Genomic DNA, 16,102 nt, shown 5'->3' with positions numbered 1-16,102 from the left:
ACCGAAACGGCGAGGCTAGGAGGGAACCGCACCCCAGGGTGGAGTGCCATGGCAGGTATCGCGTCTGCAGAGCCTCTCAGGGGGCTGGGTTCGTGGACGGCGTGAGTGGACCGGGGTCGTCCGTTGAACTGCGGCGAGGGCAGCGGACCCGGACCACTCCTGCGGAAGGCATGGGGGTAAACGTGGTCGCGTGGCGCGCCTGCGAGCTGTCACGCTGCCTGCATGGATCAGGCGGAGTTATTGCTCATCGGAGGCCGCGCCGGGGCGGGCAAGTCGACAGTGGGGTGGGAGGTCTCGGCGCATCTGCGTTCTGTGCCGGTTCCTCACGCGATCATCGAGGGCGACTTCATGGGACAGGTGCATCCGGCGCCGGCAGGGGATCCGCACCGGCTGGAGATCGTCGAACGCAATCTGGCCGCTGTCTGGGCGAACTTCGCCGACCTCGGCTACCGCCGTTTGATCTACACGAACACGTTGAGCGTTCTTCCCGAGGCGGCAGGAATCTTCGAGCGCAGCATGGGGGCCGGTGTGCGGATCGTGCGGGTCCTGCTCACCGCGTCCGACGCCACCGCCGGTGACCGGTTGGCGGGCCGGGAGCTCGGCACGGAACTGGAGGATGCAGTGGAGTCCAGTTCCCGCAAAGCTCGGCTTCTGGATGCGCAGGCATCTGCGGACACGGTGCGGGTGGCAACCGATGGACGCGCTGTCGTGGACATCGCGGGTGAGGTGGTGGCTGCCACCGGCTGGGGCAGACAGTCCTCCGACTGCCCATCTTGACGGGGGTCTGCCCAACACGGCGACGGCGTGGATCGCTGGGCACGCCGAGCGGACTTCCTCGCCGATCCGGACCCCGTCCGGTCCGCTCAGGCGGCCGGGCCGCCCCCCGCCAGGCCGCCGATGCCGTCGTTGCCGGCCAGCAGGTCGTCCGCGTCGACGATCCGGTACGCGTACCCCTGCTCGGCCAGGAACCGCTGCCGGTGCGCGGCGAAGTCCTGGTCGACGGTGTCGCGGGCGACCACCGAGTAGAAGCGCGCCTCGTGCCCGTCCGCCTTCGGCCGCAGCACCCGGCCCAGGCGCTGCGCCTCCTCCTGCCGGGAGCCGAACGTGCCCGACACCTGGATCGCGACCGTCGCCTCGGGCAGGTCGACGGAGAAGTTCGCGACCTTCGAGACGACCAGCACGTTCAACTCGCCCTGCCGGAAAGCCTCGAACAGCTGCTCCCGCCGGGCGTTGGTGGTGTCGCCCTTGATGACCGGCACGTTCAGGTGCTCGCCGAGCTCGTCGAGCTGGTCGATGTACTGGCCGATCACCAGTGTCTGCTCCCCCCGGTGCTTGGCGACGAGGGCCTCCGTCACCCGCTGCTTGGTGGCCGTCGTGGAGCAGTACCGGTACTTCTCCTCGGTCTCCGCCGTCGCGTAGGCCAGCCGCTCCGCATCGGTCAGGTTGACGCGGACCTCGACGCAGTCGGCCGGCGCGATGTACCCCTGCGCCTCGATCTCCTTCCACGGCGCGTCGAAACGCTTGGGCCCGATGAGCGAGAACACGTCCGACTCGCGGCCGTCCTCCCGGACCAGGGTCGCGGTCAGCCCCAGCCGGCGGCGGGCCTGGAGGTCGGCGGTGAACTTGAAGACGGGCGCGGGCAGCAGGTGCACCTCGTCGTAGACGACCAGTCCCCAGTCGCGCGAGTCGAACAGTTCGAGGTGCGGGTAGACACCCTTTCGCCGCGTGGTGAGCACCTGGTAGGTGGCGATGGTCACCGGGCGGATCTCCTTGCGCGCACCGCTGTACTCGCCGATCTCGTCCTCGGTGAGCGAGGTGCGCTTCACCAGCTCGTGCTTCCACTGCCGCGCCGAGACGGTGTTGGTCACCAGGATCAGCGTGGTCGCCTTGGCCGTGGCCATCGCGCCGGCACCGACCAGCGTCTTGCCCGCCCCGCACGGCAGCACCACGACGCCGGACCCGCCGTGCCAGAAGCCCTCGACGGCCTGTTTCTGGTAGGGGCGCAGCGCCCATCCGTCCTCGCGCAGCTCGATCGGGTGCGCCTCGCCGTCGACGTAACCGGCGAGGTCCTCGGCCGGCCAGCCCAGCTTCAGCAGCGCCTGCTTGATCTGGCCGCGCTCCGAGGGGTGGACGGCAACGGTGTCGTCGTCGATCCGGGCACCGACCAGCGGCTGGATCTTCTTCGACCGGAGGATTTCCTCGAGGACCGGCCGGTCGGTGCTCTCCAGGACCAGCCCGTGCGTGGGGTGCTTCAGCAGCCGCAGCCGGCCGTAGCGGGCCATCGTCTCGGCGACGTCGACCAGCAGGGCGTGCGGGACCGGGAAGCGGGAGAACTCGACGAGCGCGTCGACGACCTGCTCGGCGTCGTGCCCCGCGGCGCGGGCGTTCCACAGGCCCAGCGGCGTCAGCCGGTAGGTGTGGATGTGCTCGGGGGCGCGCTCCAGCTCCGCGAACGGCGCGATGGCGCGGCGGCAGGCATCCGCCCGCTCGTGGTCAACCTCCAGCAGCAGCGTCTTGTCGCTCTGGACGATCAGGCAGGACACGCACACCTCACAGTCGGGGACCGACGCTCGTGACGACCGAACGTTCTACGGTACGCGCTTGCGCGGGTCCCTGGCACGGCCGACGGCTGCGGCTCGCCCGTCGTCGTCCGCGGCCGGACCCGGTGCGGTGTCCTCCCCGGTGGATGCTCCGACGTGCTGCCCGGTGCCTTCTCCGGTGTTCTCCGCCGTGTTCACCGCGGTGTTCTCCGCGGTGTCCTCCCGGTATCCGGCGGCGGAGCGCGTCCCCTCGTCGCCGTCCTCCTCCGAGCGGTCCGCGGTGTCGTGGCAGATCTCGGCCCGGATGGCACGGGCCTGGATCAGCAGGGTCCCGAGCGCTGCGATGCTGGACAGGCTGCCGCCCGGCGAGGCCAGCTTCTCGTGCAGGGCGGCCTCGCGCTGGGCCGCTTCGTCGAGGGCGTCGTCCCGTTCGGTGGCACGCTGCCGGACCTCGGAGCGGTTGAGCAGGTCGCCCTGGGCGCGGCTCGCGGCGGCCAGCCGGGACAGCAGTGTGCCGTACTCGCGCAGCGCGCCCAGGGTGGGTGCGGGGGTCCTGCGATCCTCGCCGGCGACGTCCACGAGGATCCGGACGAGTGCGTCGACGGAGCCGACGACGGCCACCCAGTGACCGTCCACGTCCTCCGGCGGCACGTGGGGAGCGTCACGGTGCAGCCGCTTCCGCCACTTGGGGTTCATCCGCATGCTCTCGCCGCTCCACTGACGGGCCGAGCGCAGGTTGTCCAGGCGCCCCTCCAGGCCGTGGACGCGGTGACGCCAGTCGGCGACGGCCTTCGCGTCCCACTCCTCCTCGCCCAGCCGTTCGGCGACGGCGTCCAGCGTGTCCGCAGTGTCGTGGGCCAGGGTGCACAGGCTCTCGCGCACGTCCCGCAGATGGACGGGCGGCAGGACGAGCGCGTTGACGGCGATGCCGATGGCGGCGCCGAGGGCGGACTGGAGCAGCCGATGGCCGACGCTGGTGTCGGACACGGGCCCGGAGGTGAGGGTGAGGAGCGCCGTCGTGGGCCCGGCAATGCCCTGGTCGCCGAACCACGACCAGGTGCTGAGCAGCATCATCGCCGGAAGGACGAGGGCGAGGGCGGTCAGGGTGTTCCCGGTGAGCATCATCGCCCCGGCGCCGAACAGGGTGCCGATGGCGATCGCCCCGAGCTGCTGGACGCCTTTCAGCACGGACCGGAAGACGGTGCCCTGTACCAGGAGGATCGCCACCCAGGGCGCCATCATCCCCATCGGGTCCTGGAGCCACCAGCCCGAGATCGCCCAGGCGACGATGGCCGCACCGGCGGCTTTCATCGACTGGACGGCCAGATCGCGTTCGCGGCCGGCGGTCGTGAAGGCCCGGGTGACCGCTGCGGCGACGGAACGGCCCTCTGCGCGCATGGCCCGAACCGGACCGCTGAGACGTGCCATGCCGAACGGCTGCCCTGCCGTGCAGGGGGGCATACCGCCGGTCGCTGTGCGGCCGCTCACGGAACGGGATCCACCCGCCGCGCAGTCCCGCCGGGGCCCGGTGGTGGAGGCATGCGATGGAAAGCGGCCGGGGAACGCGGCGGAACGCAGAAAGGCGGCGGCCGACCGGGAATCGGATTCTCCGGTCGGCCGCCGCGTCTCGGGTTCGGCCGTCACATGGGTCCCGGCCGGGACGCTTCCGTGCGGACGCGTCCCGTTCGGTCAGGCGGAGCGCGTCACCAGCGGTACCACCTGCCTCTGCGACCGCCGGAAGCGGTGGGCCGGACGACGAATCCGAGCAGCCAGACGACCAGCACGATCACGGCGATCCACCACAGTGCCTTCATGGCGAAACCGGCGCCGAAGAGAATCAGGGCGAGAAGCAGAACGAGAAGCAGGGGAACCATGTTTATCAACCTCCGGCCGTTCGCCTGCCCCCGCGCTTATTCGCTATTCCTGCCCATTTCCTGTTTGCTTTTTCTGCGGGAGGGCATACGATGCCGAATTCCGTCCGGAACGCGCTCCACGTCGGTGCGACGGCCGCACCGGCGCGTCGTGGCCGGGGTGCTGGATACGCCGCACGGATCTTCGGTATGCCTGATGAGCCCGGTTCCGGGTAGCCGGAGGGGCGGACCGATGAATGCCGCGCCCGTCGGCCGGAACAACCCGATGCAAGGAGTCGCCATGCCGTCCGTCACTTCCGACGTCGTCGAATTGATTCTCGAGGACCACCGGACGATGGAGGAACTCTTTCGCACGATGCGCAACAAGGAGGCCGACCGGGCCGGTGCGCTGAAGGAGTTCGCCGATCTGCTCATTGCCCACGCGGAGGCCGAGGAGGAAAAGGTCTATCCCGCGCTGAGGCGTTACAAGAACGTCGACAACGAGGACGTCGAGCACGGCGTGCACGAGCACGACGAGGGCAACAGGGCGCTGCTCGCCCTGCTCGAGGTGGACGACACCGCCAGTGACGTCTGGGAGGAAAAGCTCGAGGAGCTCGTCGAGGCGATCACCCACCACACCGACGAGGAGGAGCGCACGCTCCTCAACGATGCGCGGGAGAACATGACGGACGAGCGCCGGGCCGAGATCGGCGTGCTCTTCGTGCAGGCACGGGCGGAGCACCTGAAGACCGGCCCCGGCCGGATCGAGAACGTGCGCAGGGTCGTGAAGTCCGCCTGATCCGCGGCGACGTGGTGCGACGAAGGCCCGCCGGGGCGCCCGGTGGGCCTTTCCCGTTCGCCGGACGTGACGGGTCCTCGCACCGCACCTCCGGCGTCGGCTCGCCACTCTCCGGTCCGGCAATGGCACGTACCGTCCGGCGTCAGGGCGCGGCGCCGTCCGCCAGCTCCGCCACCCCCGTGATCCGGTGCAGCGGATACGTGCGCACCGCGTCCGAGGTGTGGTCGTAGGCCGTGACGAAGCCGCCCTCCACCCGGACCGGGGCGATGACCCGCTGGCTCGCCGCACCGTCGGCGTTGACGTATCCGATGCACACCGCGCCCCCGGTCAGCGCCGCGGCCTGCACCGTCGCCAGGGTCTCGGCGGACGTGGTGCGCGGCAGCCGGCCGTCCTCGCCGGGGGTGCCCGGACCCTCCTCCACCCCATCGGCCGGCACCGGAACCCGCACCGCCGTCGTCGCCAGGTCCCCCGCCCGGATGGCCTTCACCGCTGCGGTCAGCAGCTTGCGGCCCGGCACCGGCGGGCCGTCAGGGACGGGCGCCGGCGCCGTGCGCGGCGGGGTGCGGTGCGCGTCCGCCCGGGTGACCAGCACGTCTCCCTCGTCGCCCTCGGCCGCGGGGGCGTATCCCATCGCGCGCAGCCGCGCCAGCAGGACGTCCGGCGCCGCCGCGGCTGCGAGCACCGTCGGAGCGAGCCGGCGCAGCCGCAGCTCCCCGGCCCTGCGGTCCGCGACGATCTCGGTGAGCAACGCGTCGTCGTCACAGCGCACATAGGAGGACGCGGCGCCCACCCGCAGGTGCCCGTGCCGGCGGGCCACGTCGTCGATGAGATAGCTGAGCGGCTGCGGCACCGGTGTCCGGGAGCGTGTGGCGAGAAATGCGTGCAGGTCGGACGCCGTCCGGCCGGAGTCCAGCGCCCGCCGCACCGACCCGGGGGTGAAGCGGTAGACGGTGGCGGCGCCCTTCGATTCGATGTCCGCCAGCAGCCCCATGACCTCGGCCGCCGGACGCTCCAGCGGGCCGGGGGCGACGGCGGTGAGGTCGGCCTGGATGAGGATGTGGTCGACGGGCTGCGGCAGCCGCGGCGCGAGCAGCCGGGCGGGCCCGCCCGGCGAAACGGCCTCCGGGCCCGCGCCCTGGTGGTCCGCGGGAGCTGCGCCGAGCAGCGCCCGGCCGTGCGCGGCGAGGGCACCGCGGCCGGTGACCCCCAGTAGTTCGCACTCGACGAGCGTCCACCGGGCGAGCCGCGTGCGCAGGTCCTCGGAAGTCTCCGCGGCGCCGCCGTTTCCGCGTGGGGTCCGGCCGGCGCGGCCGGGCCCCACGCGCTCCGGCCTGTCCACCGCTCCGGCCGGCTCCTCGCGCGGCAGCCCGTGTTCCCACCGGAGCCGGGCCAGCAGGGACTCCGGCTCGGCGGTGGTTCCCTCCGGCAGGGACGCCAGCAACTCGAGGACCCGGGCCCGCACCTCGGGAGCGGCCGAGCGGTCCAGGCCCGGCCCGAGCACCGAGAGCACCCGGCCCTTGGCGTCCTGCCCGCCGACCACGCCGCTGGTACGGGTGGCCGTCAGCCAGGCGGCGGCCAGCGCCTCCCAGCGTTCCTCGGCCGGCAGCGCCCGCCACTCGTCGTACCCAGGCGTGGGGGCGAATCGCTCGTCGGCCTCGCCGTCCGAGGCCAGCAGCCCGGCGGAGTGGGCGAGTTCGATCCAGAACGCGGCCGTCGGCTCGGGCAGGTCGAGCGCGGTCGCAGCACGTTTCAGGTCGCGGGCGCCGAGGCCGCCGGCGCGCAGCACGGCGGGGCCGCCGGTGTCCCATTCCTGGAGCAGTTCCTCGACGGTGACCAGCGCGACGTGCGCCTGGCCCGCGGCCGTGGTGTCCACGACCTCCGTCCGGTGCTCCGCCGCGGCCACCACCTCGGGCGGGAGCGGCTCGCAGCTCCGGTGGGCACGCCCGCCGCGCAGATGCAGGGCGGCCTCGCGGGGCAGCACGACGGTGCCCGTCCCCGCGGGAAGCAGCAGACCCCGGGCGGTCAGCCATCGCACCGGAGGCGCGGGGGTCGCCGGGACGGTCCCGTACGGCGGTCCCCACGTCAGGCGCTCCAGCGTGGCCTGCGCCTCCGGCGGCGCCTGCGCCAGGAGGTCCGCCATCCGCCTGCGGTCCGCGAACAGGGCGGTGAGGGATGCGACGGCGGTCACCGGGTCGTGGGTGGCCGGCAGCCCGGCTGCGGCGAGGATCTCCTGGAGGCGGCCCGGCGACATGCCCGCGCACGCGTCGGCCACTGTCGGGCCCAGCCCGGTGGGGGAGGCCGGGCGGGACCCGGCGCCGCCGGGGGAGAGCAGTTCGCGGGCCGTGCGCACCAGGTGAAGACGGTCGGCGCCGCCCCAGACCAGGGCCTGCGTGCGCAGCGTGGCGACCGCGCGGGGCAGCGCGCCGGCGATCGTGTCGTCACCGTCGTCGCCGGTCATCAGAGTGAGCAGGGTTCCGGACGGGCACGGGTCCGGGGCGACGGCCAGCGCCTCCGCGGTCTGCAGCGCGAACCGGTCCAGACGCTCCAGGGCCCGGACCACGGACGCCCGGGTCCCGGCCCGGGTGGCGAGTTGCGTCAGGTCGTTCGGCACCGGGTTCAGCAAGTCGGGGCGGGCGCGCAGCAGAGCGGTGAGCTCTTCGTCCGGCCGGGTGCGCAGCTCCTCGGCGAGCGTGCGCGGTCCGCTGCCGCCGCGACGGGTCTCCTCCGGCACGCGCGCCTCCCGGTTCCGCTCGGTGGTCATTCGTCCCACAGTAATCGTCCGGGGAGGGCGCGTGGAGTGCCTCGCGCCCCGGATCGGCGATGCGAGCCGCCGACGGCCGCCGCGCGGCGAACCTGCTGAACAGAGGGCCGAACGGGTACCGTCGGGACGGACGGCACCAACGACGCGCAGCCGCAGGGGACTTGGTGGGCATCGAGAGCGAGCAGCTCGTGTACGACTACCTGAGCCGGGTCGGCGACCTGGCCCAGCAACGGAAGCTGCCCTCCGCCGACCGGATGCGTCTGGTCGCCGGACTCCGGGACGAGATCGAGCGCCGCCGGGCGGAGGCCGTCGCCGACAGCCCTGCCGCGGTGCGCCGGATTCTCGGCGGGATCGGGACTCCGGAGGAGGTCGTGGCCACGGCGGGCGGCACGGGGGTACAGCCCGCGGGCCCCGGCCTCCCCGGCGCTGCCTCTCCCACGCCCGCGAGCCGGGAGGAACGGCTGCCCGCACCGCGCAGCGGCACACCGGAGCCGCGTGTTCCGGTCGTTGGCGCGTCCCCTCCGCACCTGGCCGGTTCGGACGAGCTCGCCGCCCCGGCGGACTTCCCCGGGGCACGCACCGGCGGCGAGCCCGACTGGTGGCGCGTCGGCGCCCCCGGCTTCACCCCCGGCGGCATGCCTCCCGGGACCGGAAGCGGATCCTCCGGTGCCTTCGGGGCCGGGACGACCGTCCCCGGCTTCACCGGCGGCATCGAGATCCCCGAGATCCTCAAACCGCCTCCGCCGCCCCCCGGGCCGGGCGATGCGCCGGCCGGCGCCGGACCGGACGGCACGGAACAGCCGCGCCGGAACCTGCTGCGCCGCCTGATCGGCCGACGCCGGCCCGCACAGCCCGAGGCCGGGCCGGCCGCGGCCCCCGCTGCACCCCGTCGCGCCCTCGCGCCGATGGCACTGGCCGCCGCCGCGCTCCTGCTCGTCGGCGCCGTGCTCGGCTCGCTGATCGCTCTCGCGCTGGGCTGGCTGCTGGCCTACGGCGGCACCCGCCGCCTCTCACGGACCGAGGCCAAGGCGGCTGCGCTCGGCGTGCCCGGTCTGGTCGCGGGCGGCGGGCTGGTCTGGCTCTGGGGACGCCGGACGGGGCGGTGGGGCGAGCCGCTGCCCGTCGGGCAGCTCGCGGACGCGCTGGCGGACACCTGGCCGGTCGTCGTCCGGGTCGCGGCGGTGGCGTCCGCGCTGTTCCTGGTCTGGCGGGCGGCGCGGCGCCCCCGCGGTTAGGTCCTGCCGGACACATCCCGCCTTGCGGCGGACAGCGCGCCGGACCACCCAGCGGCCCGGTGCCCCGCGCCCGGACCGCGGCCGGTCCCCGAGGCCGGGTGACGAGCCCCCGGGCATGCCCGCCCGCAGCGCCCTGACCCGCCCCCGGCACAATGACGGGCATGTCCACGCATCCCCTGACCGTCGGCTTCGACCTCGACATGACGCTGATCGACAGCCGGCCGGGCATCAAGGCCGCCTACGAGGCGCTGGCCGCCCGGACCGGCGTCCACATCGACGCGGACCTGGCGATCACCCGGCTCGGGCCGCCCCTGGAACAGGAACTGGCGCACTGGTTCCCGGAGGACGAGATCCCGGCCATGCGCGACCGTTACCGGGAGATCTACCCGCGCTACGCCGTCGAGCCGGCGCTCGCGCTGCCCGGGGCACGGGAAGCCGTCGCCGCGGTGCGCCGGCTCGGCGGGACGGCGATTGTCGTCAGCGCCAAGCACCAGCCGCTCGTGGTGCTGCACCTGGAACGGCTCGGCTTCGAGCCCGACGCGGTGATCGGGGGCCTGTGGGCCGAGGCCAAGGCGGAGGCGCTGCGCGCCCACGGAGCAGCGGTGTACGTCGGCGACCACACCGGTGACGTCCGGGGCGCCCGGACCGCGGGGGCGCTGTCGGTGACGGTGCCGACCGGCCCGTGCAGCGCGGACGAGTTGCGGGCCGCGGGCGCGGACGTGGTGCTGCCGGGGCTGACCGGCTTCCCGGCCTGGCTGGAGGACTACGCCGCGGGACGCGAGCCCGTCGCCGCCGACCTGGCCTGACGCCGCTGGACGGCGATCGACCGCAGCACCCCGGCGCCGGCGATCGCGAAACCGGCGCCCATGAGCATCGAGACCGCGTACGCGGCGGTCGGCAGCGGGTCCGCCCCGATGAACAGCGGGGTGATCGTGGCCAGGGTCGCCAGCGCGCCGACGAGGAAGACGATGCCGCCGGCCCGCACCAGGCCGTCCCCGGCCCGCGCATCCCGGGCGTCGTCCGCGGTGGCCGTGGCCCGGCGTGCAGGTGTGTCGCTCATGCGACAAGGGTAGATCGGTGACACCGCGCTGCCGGAAGGGGGCGACAGCGGACCGGAACCGACCGGCGACGTCTTGTCACCGGGGGCAGGACCATTAGCCTGGGGATCAGCGGATCGTCGAGATCCGCCGTGCTGCTCTGCAGAGCTGTGTTGTTGCGTTTCCACCACGAGTCGAGGACGAGGACGGACGTGCCCACCGGCAAAGTCAAGTGGTTCAACAATGAGAAGGGCTTCGGCTTCCTCTCCCGTGACGACGGCGACGACGTCTTCGTCCACTCCTCGGTGCTCCCGGCCGGCGTGGAAGCGCTCAAGCCCGGACAGCGCGTCGAGTTCGGAGTGGTCGCCGGTCAGCGGGGGGACCAGGCCCTGTCGGTCACCATCCTGGATCCGACGCCCTCGGTCGCCGCGGCGCAGCGCCGCAAGCCCGACGAACTGGCGTCCATCGTCCAGGATCTGACGACCCTGCTCGAAGGGGTCGCGCAGTCGCTGGAGCGCGGGCGCTACCCGGACCGGAACCACGGCCACAAGATCGCCGGCATGCTGCGCGCGGTGGCCGACCAGCTCGACGTCTGAGCGCACGGAGCGGGAGGGCGGCACGGCCGCACCTCCCGCTTCGGCGTGTGCGCGTCAGGGCAGCCGCAGGGCGTCGGGCCCGAGCGGCGGAACGAGGCCCTCCGCCGCCGCCCGGGTGAGCAGTCCGCGCACCGCGGCGTACCCGCTCTCGCCGAGGTCGGCCGTGAACTCGTTGACGTACAGCCCGATGTGCTGGTCGGCGACGGCCGGATCCAGCTCCTGGGCGTGTTCGCGGACGTACGAGCGGGAGGCCTCCGGGTCGTCCCACGCCATCCGCACCGACTCCCGGGCCGCCTCGGCCAGCTCCCGGATCCGCTCCCCGCCCAGCGACCGCTTCGCGACGATGGCCCCCAGCGGAATCGGCAGCCCGGTGGTCTCCTCCCAGTGCTCGCCCATGTCGGCGAGCCGGTGCAGGCCGTAGTCCTGGTAGGTGAACCGGGCCTCGTGGATGACGAGGCCGGCGTCGACCCTGCCTTCCCGGACGGCGGGCATGATCTCGTGGAACGGCAGCACGACCACGTCACCGACCCCGCCGGGGACCTCCGCGGCCGCCCAGAGCCGGAACAGGAGGTAGGCGGTCGAGCGCTTGCTCGGGACGGCGACCGTCCGGCCGCGCAGATCGGCCGGGCCGCTGCCCGGCTCTGCGGTGAGCACCAGCGGCCCGCAGCCCCGGCCGAGCGCCCCGCCGCAGGGCAGCAGGGCGTACTCGTCGAGGATCCACGGCAGCACGGCGTACGACACCTTGAGCACGTCGGCGTCGCTGCCCGGCTCCTGGGGGGACGCCCCGTGCTCGGCCCAGCGGTTGGTGACGTCGATGTCGGCGAACGTGACGTCCAGTTCCGGTGCTCCGGGCACCAGCCCGTGGGCCCAGGCGTGGAAGACGAACGTGTCGTTGGGGCACGGGGAGAAGGCGATCCGCAGACGGTCGCTCACGACAACGGTCCTTTCCAGGCTCCGAGTACGGCACCGGTCGCGCCGCACGCCCGCTCCACGGCGGTCAGCGCCGCCGCCATGTCCCAGCCGGCGCGATCGCGCGGCCCGACCGGGTTCGACACCCCGCGGATCTCCAGGACGGGCAGCCCCTGGAGCGCTGCGGCCTCGGCGACGCCGAAGCCCTCCATCGCCTCGGCGGCCGCCCCGGGGTGACGGGAGGCGAGGTCTGCGGCGCGTTCGGCGCTGCCGGTCACGGTCGACACCGTCAGCACCGGGGCGTGGACGCCCTCCACGGCCCGGGCGACGGCCGCGGACAGCGCTGCCGGCGGAAGGTGCTCGGACGTGCCGAACCCCAGGTCGCTGACGGGAAGGAAGCCGTCGGGCCGGCCGGGGAGCTCGGCCCCGAGGTCGGCCGCGACGATCGCGTCGGCCACGACGACCGAACCCACCGGCGCCGGGCCGGTGAATCCGCCGCCGATGCCGGCCGAGACGACGAGGTCGTACGGGCGTCCGGCGACGGCCGTGGCGGTGAGCGCCGCCGCCGTTCCCGCTGCTGCCGCCGCCGGACCGACGCCGGCGGCCAGCAGGTCGACGGTCCCGGGGGAGCCCCCCGTCCCGCCGGCGGCCTGCGGTGCGGGCAGCGCGCGGCGCAGCAGCTCGCAGCCGGGCACGGACGGTGCGGGCTCGCCGTCGGACGGCGGGAGGCCACGCGCGGCGGCATCGCGTTCCGCCGCCACAGCGGTGACCACCAGAATGCGCATCAGCGGCTGCCGTGCGCCGTCAGGACTTGCGGTCCACGACGAACTGCCAGGCGCCCTTGGGCTTGTTCGACTTGCCGACCTCGATCAACGCGACCTGCGCGGTCTTCGCCGGCGGCGCCGCGCCCTGCTGGGACTGCTGCACCGGGAACAGCTCGTCGTGGCTGAACGAGCGGTACGTGTCGTGGCTGGCCTCGTTCATCAGGCCCTGGCCGTTGACGACGAGCGCCCAGCCGTTGTCGGCGACCTCGGGCTCCACGCCGATGCGGACCTTGCCGCCCGGGCCGACGGAGATCTTCTTGTCCGGCTTCGCGCCGAGGCAGGACTGGAGGATCTTCGTCGACAGCGGCTTGCCGTCGTTGTAGCAGGCTGCCCCGGTGGTGATGGTGTCCGAGCCGACCGTCACGGTCGTCAGGGGCGTGGGCTTGTCACAGGCCGCGAGCGCGACTAGCCCGAAGGACACGGCGCCCAGAACGGCGACGGTGCGGCGGGCCTTACCGCGGGACGGCGTCGAAGTGCGGCTCCGCCGCGTGGCAGTGGTCATGCTCGAAAGGCTATAGGGAGGCGGCTCGGCGGAAGCCGCGGGGGGCCTCGGGCGGGTCCCCCGCAGGCCGGGGTCCCGCAGCTCAGAAGCTGTCGGCCGGAGGCCCCCGGGCTGCCGGACGGCTCCTCAGACCACGCGCGGGTTCGCCGGCCCGCGGCGTCCGCCGGCGAGCAGCCCGCGCACGGCCGTGACGAATCCGAGCGCGACCACCACCGCGCCGACCGCCATGCCGAACGTGCCGTTGAGGGGCAGCGAGATTCCGATGGCACCGCCCACCACCCAGGCCATCTGCAGCGCGGTCTCGGAGCGCGCGAAGGCGGAGGTGCGAACCTCCTCGGGGACGTCCCGCTGGATCATCGCGTCCAGGGACAGCTTGGCGAGCGCCTGCGAGAACCCGGCCGTCGCCGCGAGCGCCGCGACCGCGTACAGCCCGAAGGTGAGGGCGGTCAGCACCGCCATGCACAACACGAAGGCGAGCACCGAGACGATGATCTTCTCCGGTCCGCGGGCCCTGAGCAGTGCGCCGACGGCTGTGCCGAGCGCGTTCCCCGTACCCGCGCAGACGGCGACGATGCCCAGGGAGACGGCAGCGCTGTAGCCGCTCATCGGCTGGTCGCGCAGCAGGAAGGCCAGGAAGAAGATGAGGAACCCGGACAGGCAGCGCAGTGCCGCGTTCGCCTCCAGGCCGCGCAGTACCGAAGGGCCGACGCTGCGCAGACCGGGCCGCTTGCCGCGCTGCGCAGCGCCGCCCCGACGTGCGGGACCCGTTCCGGTGCCGTTCCCCCCCGCGGTCGCACGGGCGCTGTCCGGGGCGACCCGGGTCGCCCCGGCCCCGACCACACCGGGTGCCTCGGCGACCTCGCCGTTCCTGCCCGGCGGGGTGAGGGCGAACCGTGCCTTCGCCTCCCCCTTCGCGGAGTCCACCTTGTGGGGCAGCCGGAACGACAGCACCGCGCCCAGACAGAAGACGACGCACGCGGCGTAGAGGGACCGTCCCGGCCCGGTGGACTGGAGCAGGGCGGCGACGGGCGCGGCGATCCCGGTTGCGAGCAGCCCGGCGAGCGTCACCCGGGAGTTGGCCTTGACCAGGGAGAAACGCCGCGGGAGGAGCCGCGGCACCACGGCGCTGCGCACCACGCCGTACGCCTTGGACGCGACGAGCACCCCGAGCGCCGCCGGGTACAGCTCCAGGCCCCCGGTCGCCACCGCGCCCGACATGGTCAGGGCGAGCACGGCGCGGGTCAGCATCGAACCGGCCATCGCGGCGCGGCGGCCGTGCGGGATGCGGTCGAGGAGGGGACCGACGACCGGGGCGAGCAGCGCGAACGGGGCCATGGTGACGGCCAGGTAGAGGGCGACCCGGCCGCGTGCCTCGTCCGTCGGCACGGAGAAGAAGACGGTGGAGGCCAGTGCCACGGTGATCATCATGTCGCCGGCGGAGTTCACGGCGTGCAGTTCGATCAGCTTGCCGAGGCCCGACTCACCCGCACCGTGGGCGTGGGTGAGTCGGCGGATGCCGCGTGCGGTGGCGGTGAACGGCAGGCGGACGGCCCGGCCGGCCGCCTTCACCCAGGGCACGGCGCACCCCCCGGGCCCGCGTCGAGGTGCGGGCCCGCTCCGTCGTACGGCCGGTCGGCTGCCACGTCGTCATACTGCCCCAACTCCAGGCACCCATGACGTTGTCCACACCAGGCCCGGTCGGGACCCGTCGGCCGGATCCGCCGTCGGCGCGGGGACAAACCGCCCGTTCCTGCCGTGCTGCGGGCGGATGGCGGGGCAGGGTGGGCCGTGGCCGGTCCATGGAGGTAGCGTGATGGTGCGCCGCCCGTGGTGGATCTTGGCTGTGCGCCTGCCGGACATCCCGCAGAATGGGACGTGACAGGTGCGCTCGAGGCCGTTCGGGCGCGGACGTCGACGCGGTCCCCCGGTCCGCTCCGTCCGCTGCTCCTTCCGGCTTCACGGCCGGGTCGGCCGGCGCGCTCGTGAGACGGCGTAGGAGAGAATCGATTCTTGTGAGTGCTGCGACGATGCGAAGCCGTACCCCCGACCGCCTGTGCGCCGAGGCGGTCGAGTTCGCCCGCGCTGCGGCGGTGGAAGCCGCGGGTGAGGCGTCCGTGGGTGAGCACCTGGAGGCGGTGGCCGACGGCGACCGGGTGGTCACTCACTTCTTCGCCTGCAAGGACATCGCCTACCGCGGCTGGCGATGGGCCGTGACGGTGGCCCGCGCATCCCGGGCCAGGGTCGTCACTCTCGACGAGACCGTTCTGCTGCCCGGTTCCGAGGCGGTGCTGGCCCCGGAGTGGGTGCCCTGGAGCGAGCGGCTGCGCCCCGGCGACATGGGCCCCGGCGACCTGCTGCCGACGGATGCCGAGGACCTGCGGCTGGAGCCCGGCTTCACCGGAGCCGACCGACCGCTGCCGAACTCGCCCCTGGCCGCGGGAGGTGTGGTCTCCTCGGAGCTCGCGGAGACCGTCGCCGAGGAGGACGTGGAGGTCCTGCCCGGACCGGCTGTCCCCGAGGTGGCCCGGATCGCCTCGGTGGCCGAGGAGACCGGCATGGGCCGGGCCCGGGTGCTGTCCCGGCAGGGGCTGCTCGAGGCGGCCGAACGCTGGGACGAGGCGTACGGCGCCCGCACAGCGATGGCGCAGGCCGCCCCGGCGCCCTGTGTGAGCTGCGGTTTCCTGCTTCCGCTCGCGGGCTCGCTGCGGCAGGCGTTCGGCATCTGCGCGAACGAGTTCTCACCCGCGGACGGCCGTGTGGTGTCCCTCGCGTACGGCTGCGGCGGGCATTCCGAGGCCGCCGTGATGCCGAAGCCGCCGAAGCCGGCGGAGCCGGTGATCGACGAGACCCGGGTGGACGTGCTGCCGCTGCGGCCCGAGCCGGCCGAGGGATCGGTGGAGGACTCGACGCCGGCCGAGGAGCTCGGCCACTCCTGAGGTCTGCCGCGGCCTCGGCCCGGGGCACCCGGCCGCAGCGCCCGGCTGCACCGCTGCTGCCCCCCGGTCGTCCCTCGCCGTTCCGTTCTCCGGCCCGCTGCGCTTCCCCGCGG

The 16,102-nt window shown here is 73.8% G+C and carries 15 protein-coding genes; 6 read left to right on the top strand and 9 right to left on the bottom strand.

Annotation, left to right across the window (positions count from 1 at the left end; genetic code table 11):
- Positions 1–222: 222 nt before the first annotated feature.
- On the top strand, positions 223–777 hold the full coding sequence (locus M1E25_RS05790; protein ID WP_251410634.1) for a P-loop nucleotide/nucleoside kinase family protein: 555 nt from the start codon (positions 223–225) through the stop codon (positions 775–777).
- 86 nt (positions 778–863) lie between these two features.
- Here the strand turns inward: M1E25_RS05790 and M1E25_RS05785 are convergent, their stop codons facing one another.
- The 3 genes from M1E25_RS05785 to M1E25_RS05775 form a co-directional block, all read right to left on the bottom strand.
- The gene (locus tag M1E25_RS05785) at positions 864–2,543 is read right to left on the bottom strand and encodes a DNA repair helicase XPB (RefSeq protein WP_251410631.1); all 1,680 of its coding nucleotides are present in this window, start codon (positions 2,541–2,543) and stop codon (positions 864–866) included.
- 45 nt (positions 2,544–2,588) lie between these two features.
- On the bottom strand, positions 2,589–3,938 hold the full coding sequence (locus M1E25_RS05780; protein WP_251410628.1) for an FUSC family protein: 1,350 nt from the start codon (positions 3,936–3,938) through the stop codon (positions 2,589–2,591).
- 305 nt (positions 3,939–4,243) lie between these two features.
- On the bottom strand, positions 4,244–4,414 hold the full coding sequence (locus tag M1E25_RS05775; RefSeq protein WP_251410625.1) for a hydrophobic protein: 171 nt from the start codon (positions 4,412–4,414) through the stop codon (positions 4,244–4,246).
- Positions 4,415–4,691: 277 nt separating this feature from the next.
- On the opposite strand from M1E25_RS05775, the gene M1E25_RS05770 reads away from it, so the two are divergent.
- A complete protein-coding gene (locus tag M1E25_RS05770; RefSeq protein ID WP_251410622.1) occupies positions 4,692–5,189 on the top strand; it encodes a hemerythrin domain-containing protein in 498 nt (165 codons plus the stop codon).
- Positions 5,190–5,331: 142 nt separating this feature from the next.
- Here the strand turns inward: M1E25_RS05770 and M1E25_RS05765 are convergent, their stop codons facing one another.
- Entirely contained in the window at positions 5,332–7,950 is a 2,619-nt protein-coding gene (locus tag M1E25_RS05765) for a helicase-associated domain-containing protein (RefSeq protein WP_251410620.1), read from the bottom strand.
- Positions 7,951–8,114: 164 nt separating this feature from the next.
- Between M1E25_RS05765 and M1E25_RS05760 the strand changes: the two genes are divergently transcribed.
- Positions 8,115–9,185, top strand: coding sequence for a hypothetical protein (locus tag M1E25_RS05760; protein ID WP_251410617.1), 1,071 nt, complete (start codon positions 8,115–8,117; stop codon positions 9,183–9,185).
- A 152-nt stretch (positions 9,186–9,337) separates the two neighbouring features.
- Positions 9,338–9,991, top strand: a complete 654-nt coding sequence (locus M1E25_RS05755; protein WP_251410614.1) for an HAD family hydrolase — start codon at positions 9,338–9,340, stop codon at positions 9,989–9,991.
- Here M1E25_RS05755 and M1E25_RS05750 read toward each other — a convergent pair.
- Positions 9,949–10,245 carry a hypothetical protein gene (locus M1E25_RS05750; RefSeq protein WP_251410611.1) on the bottom strand — a complete coding sequence of 99 codons (297 nt, stop codon included), beginning with the start codon at positions 10,243–10,245 and terminating at the stop codon, positions 9,949–9,951. The genes M1E25_RS05755 and M1E25_RS05750 overlap by 43 nt on opposite strands.
- Positions 10,246–10,434: 189 nt before the next feature.
- Here M1E25_RS05750 and M1E25_RS25575 point away from each other — a divergent pair, with 189 nt between their 5' ends.
- A complete protein-coding gene (locus tag M1E25_RS25575) occupies positions 10,435–10,818 on the top strand; it encodes a cold-shock protein (protein WP_308290392.1) in 384 nt (127 codons plus the stop codon).
- Between the two features lie 54 nt (positions 10,819–10,872).
- Here M1E25_RS25575 and M1E25_RS05740 read toward each other — a convergent pair whose 3' ends face one another.
- From M1E25_RS05740 to M1E25_RS05725, 4 genes are all read right to left on the bottom strand, one after another.
- Entirely contained in the window at positions 10,873–11,751 is an 879-nt protein-coding gene (locus tag M1E25_RS05740) for a 1,4-dihydroxy-6-naphtoate synthase (RefSeq protein ID WP_251410608.1), read from the bottom strand.
- Entirely contained in the window at positions 11,748–12,512 is a 765-nt protein-coding gene (locus M1E25_RS05735) for a futalosine hydrolase (protein ID WP_251410605.1), read from the bottom strand. Before M1E25_RS05735 ends, M1E25_RS05740 begins: the two co-directional genes overlap by 4 nt.
- Positions 12,513–12,531: 19 nt before the next feature.
- Positions 12,532–13,053: a hypothetical protein gene (locus M1E25_RS05730; protein WP_251410602.1), complete on the bottom strand. Its 522-nt coding sequence runs from the start codon at positions 13,051–13,053 to the stop codon at positions 12,532–12,534.
- Positions 13,054–13,179: 126 nt separating this feature from the next.
- Complete coding sequence (locus M1E25_RS05725; protein WP_251410600.1) at positions 13,180–14,631, bottom strand: MFS transporter; 1,452 nt, start codon at positions 14,629–14,631, stop codon at positions 13,180–13,182.
- A 449-nt stretch (positions 14,632–15,080) separates the two neighbouring features.
- Here M1E25_RS05725 and M1E25_RS05720 point away from each other — a divergent pair, with 449 nt between their 5' ends.
- Positions 15,081–15,989: a DUF3027 domain-containing protein gene (locus M1E25_RS05720; RefSeq protein ID WP_251410649.1), complete on the top strand. Its 909-nt coding sequence runs from the start codon at positions 15,081–15,083 to the stop codon at positions 15,987–15,989.
- Positions 15,990–16,102: the final 113 nt, after the last annotated feature.

This window comes from Streptomyces meridianus (assembly GCF_023703325.1).
GTDB lineage: Bacteria > Actinomycetota > Actinomycetes > Streptomycetales > Streptomycetaceae > Streptomyces > Streptomyces meridianus.
The sequence above is the reverse complement of the archived record's forward strand: the minus strand, read 5'-3'. Positions and strand labels throughout refer to the sequence as shown.

Excerpts from the sequence above, each read along its gene's own strand:
- M1E25_RS05790 (WP_251410634.1), top strand. The coding sequence starts at position 223 with ATGGATCAGGCGGAGTTATTGCTCATCGGAGGCCGCGCCGGGGCGGGC.
- M1E25_RS05780 (WP_251410628.1), bottom strand. The coding sequence starts at position 3,938 with ATGCGCGCAGAGGGCCGTTCCGTCGCCGCAGCGGTCACCCGGGCCTTC.
- M1E25_RS05775 (WP_251410625.1), bottom strand. The coding sequence starts at position 4,414 with ATGGTTCCCCTGCTTCTCGTTCTGCTTCTCGCCCTGATTCTCTTCGGC.
- M1E25_RS05770 (WP_251410622.1), top strand. The coding sequence starts at position 4,692 with ATGCCGTCCGTCACTTCCGACGTCGTCGAATTGATTCTCGAGGACCAC.
- M1E25_RS05765 (WP_251410620.1), bottom strand. The coding sequence starts at position 7,950 with ATGACCACCGAGCGGAACCGGGAGGCGCGCGTGCCGGAGGAGACCCGT.
- M1E25_RS05755 (WP_251410614.1), top strand. The coding sequence starts at position 9,338 with ATGACGGGCATGTCCACGCATCCCCTGACCGTCGGCTTCGACCTCGAC.
- M1E25_RS05750 (WP_251410611.1), bottom strand. The coding sequence starts at position 10,245 with ATGAGCGACACACCTGCACGCCGGGCCACGGCCACCGCGGACGACGCC.
- M1E25_RS05735 (WP_251410605.1), bottom strand. The coding sequence starts at position 12,512 with ATGCGCATTCTGGTGGTCACCGCTGTGGCGGCGGAACGCGATGCCGCC.
- M1E25_RS05730 (WP_251410602.1), bottom strand. The coding sequence starts at position 13,053 with ATGACCACTGCCACGCGGCGGAGCCGCACTTCGACGCCGTCCCGCGGT.
- M1E25_RS05720 (WP_251410649.1), top strand. The coding sequence starts at position 15,081 with ATGCGAAGCCGTACCCCCGACCGCCTGTGCGCCGAGGCGGTCGAGTTC.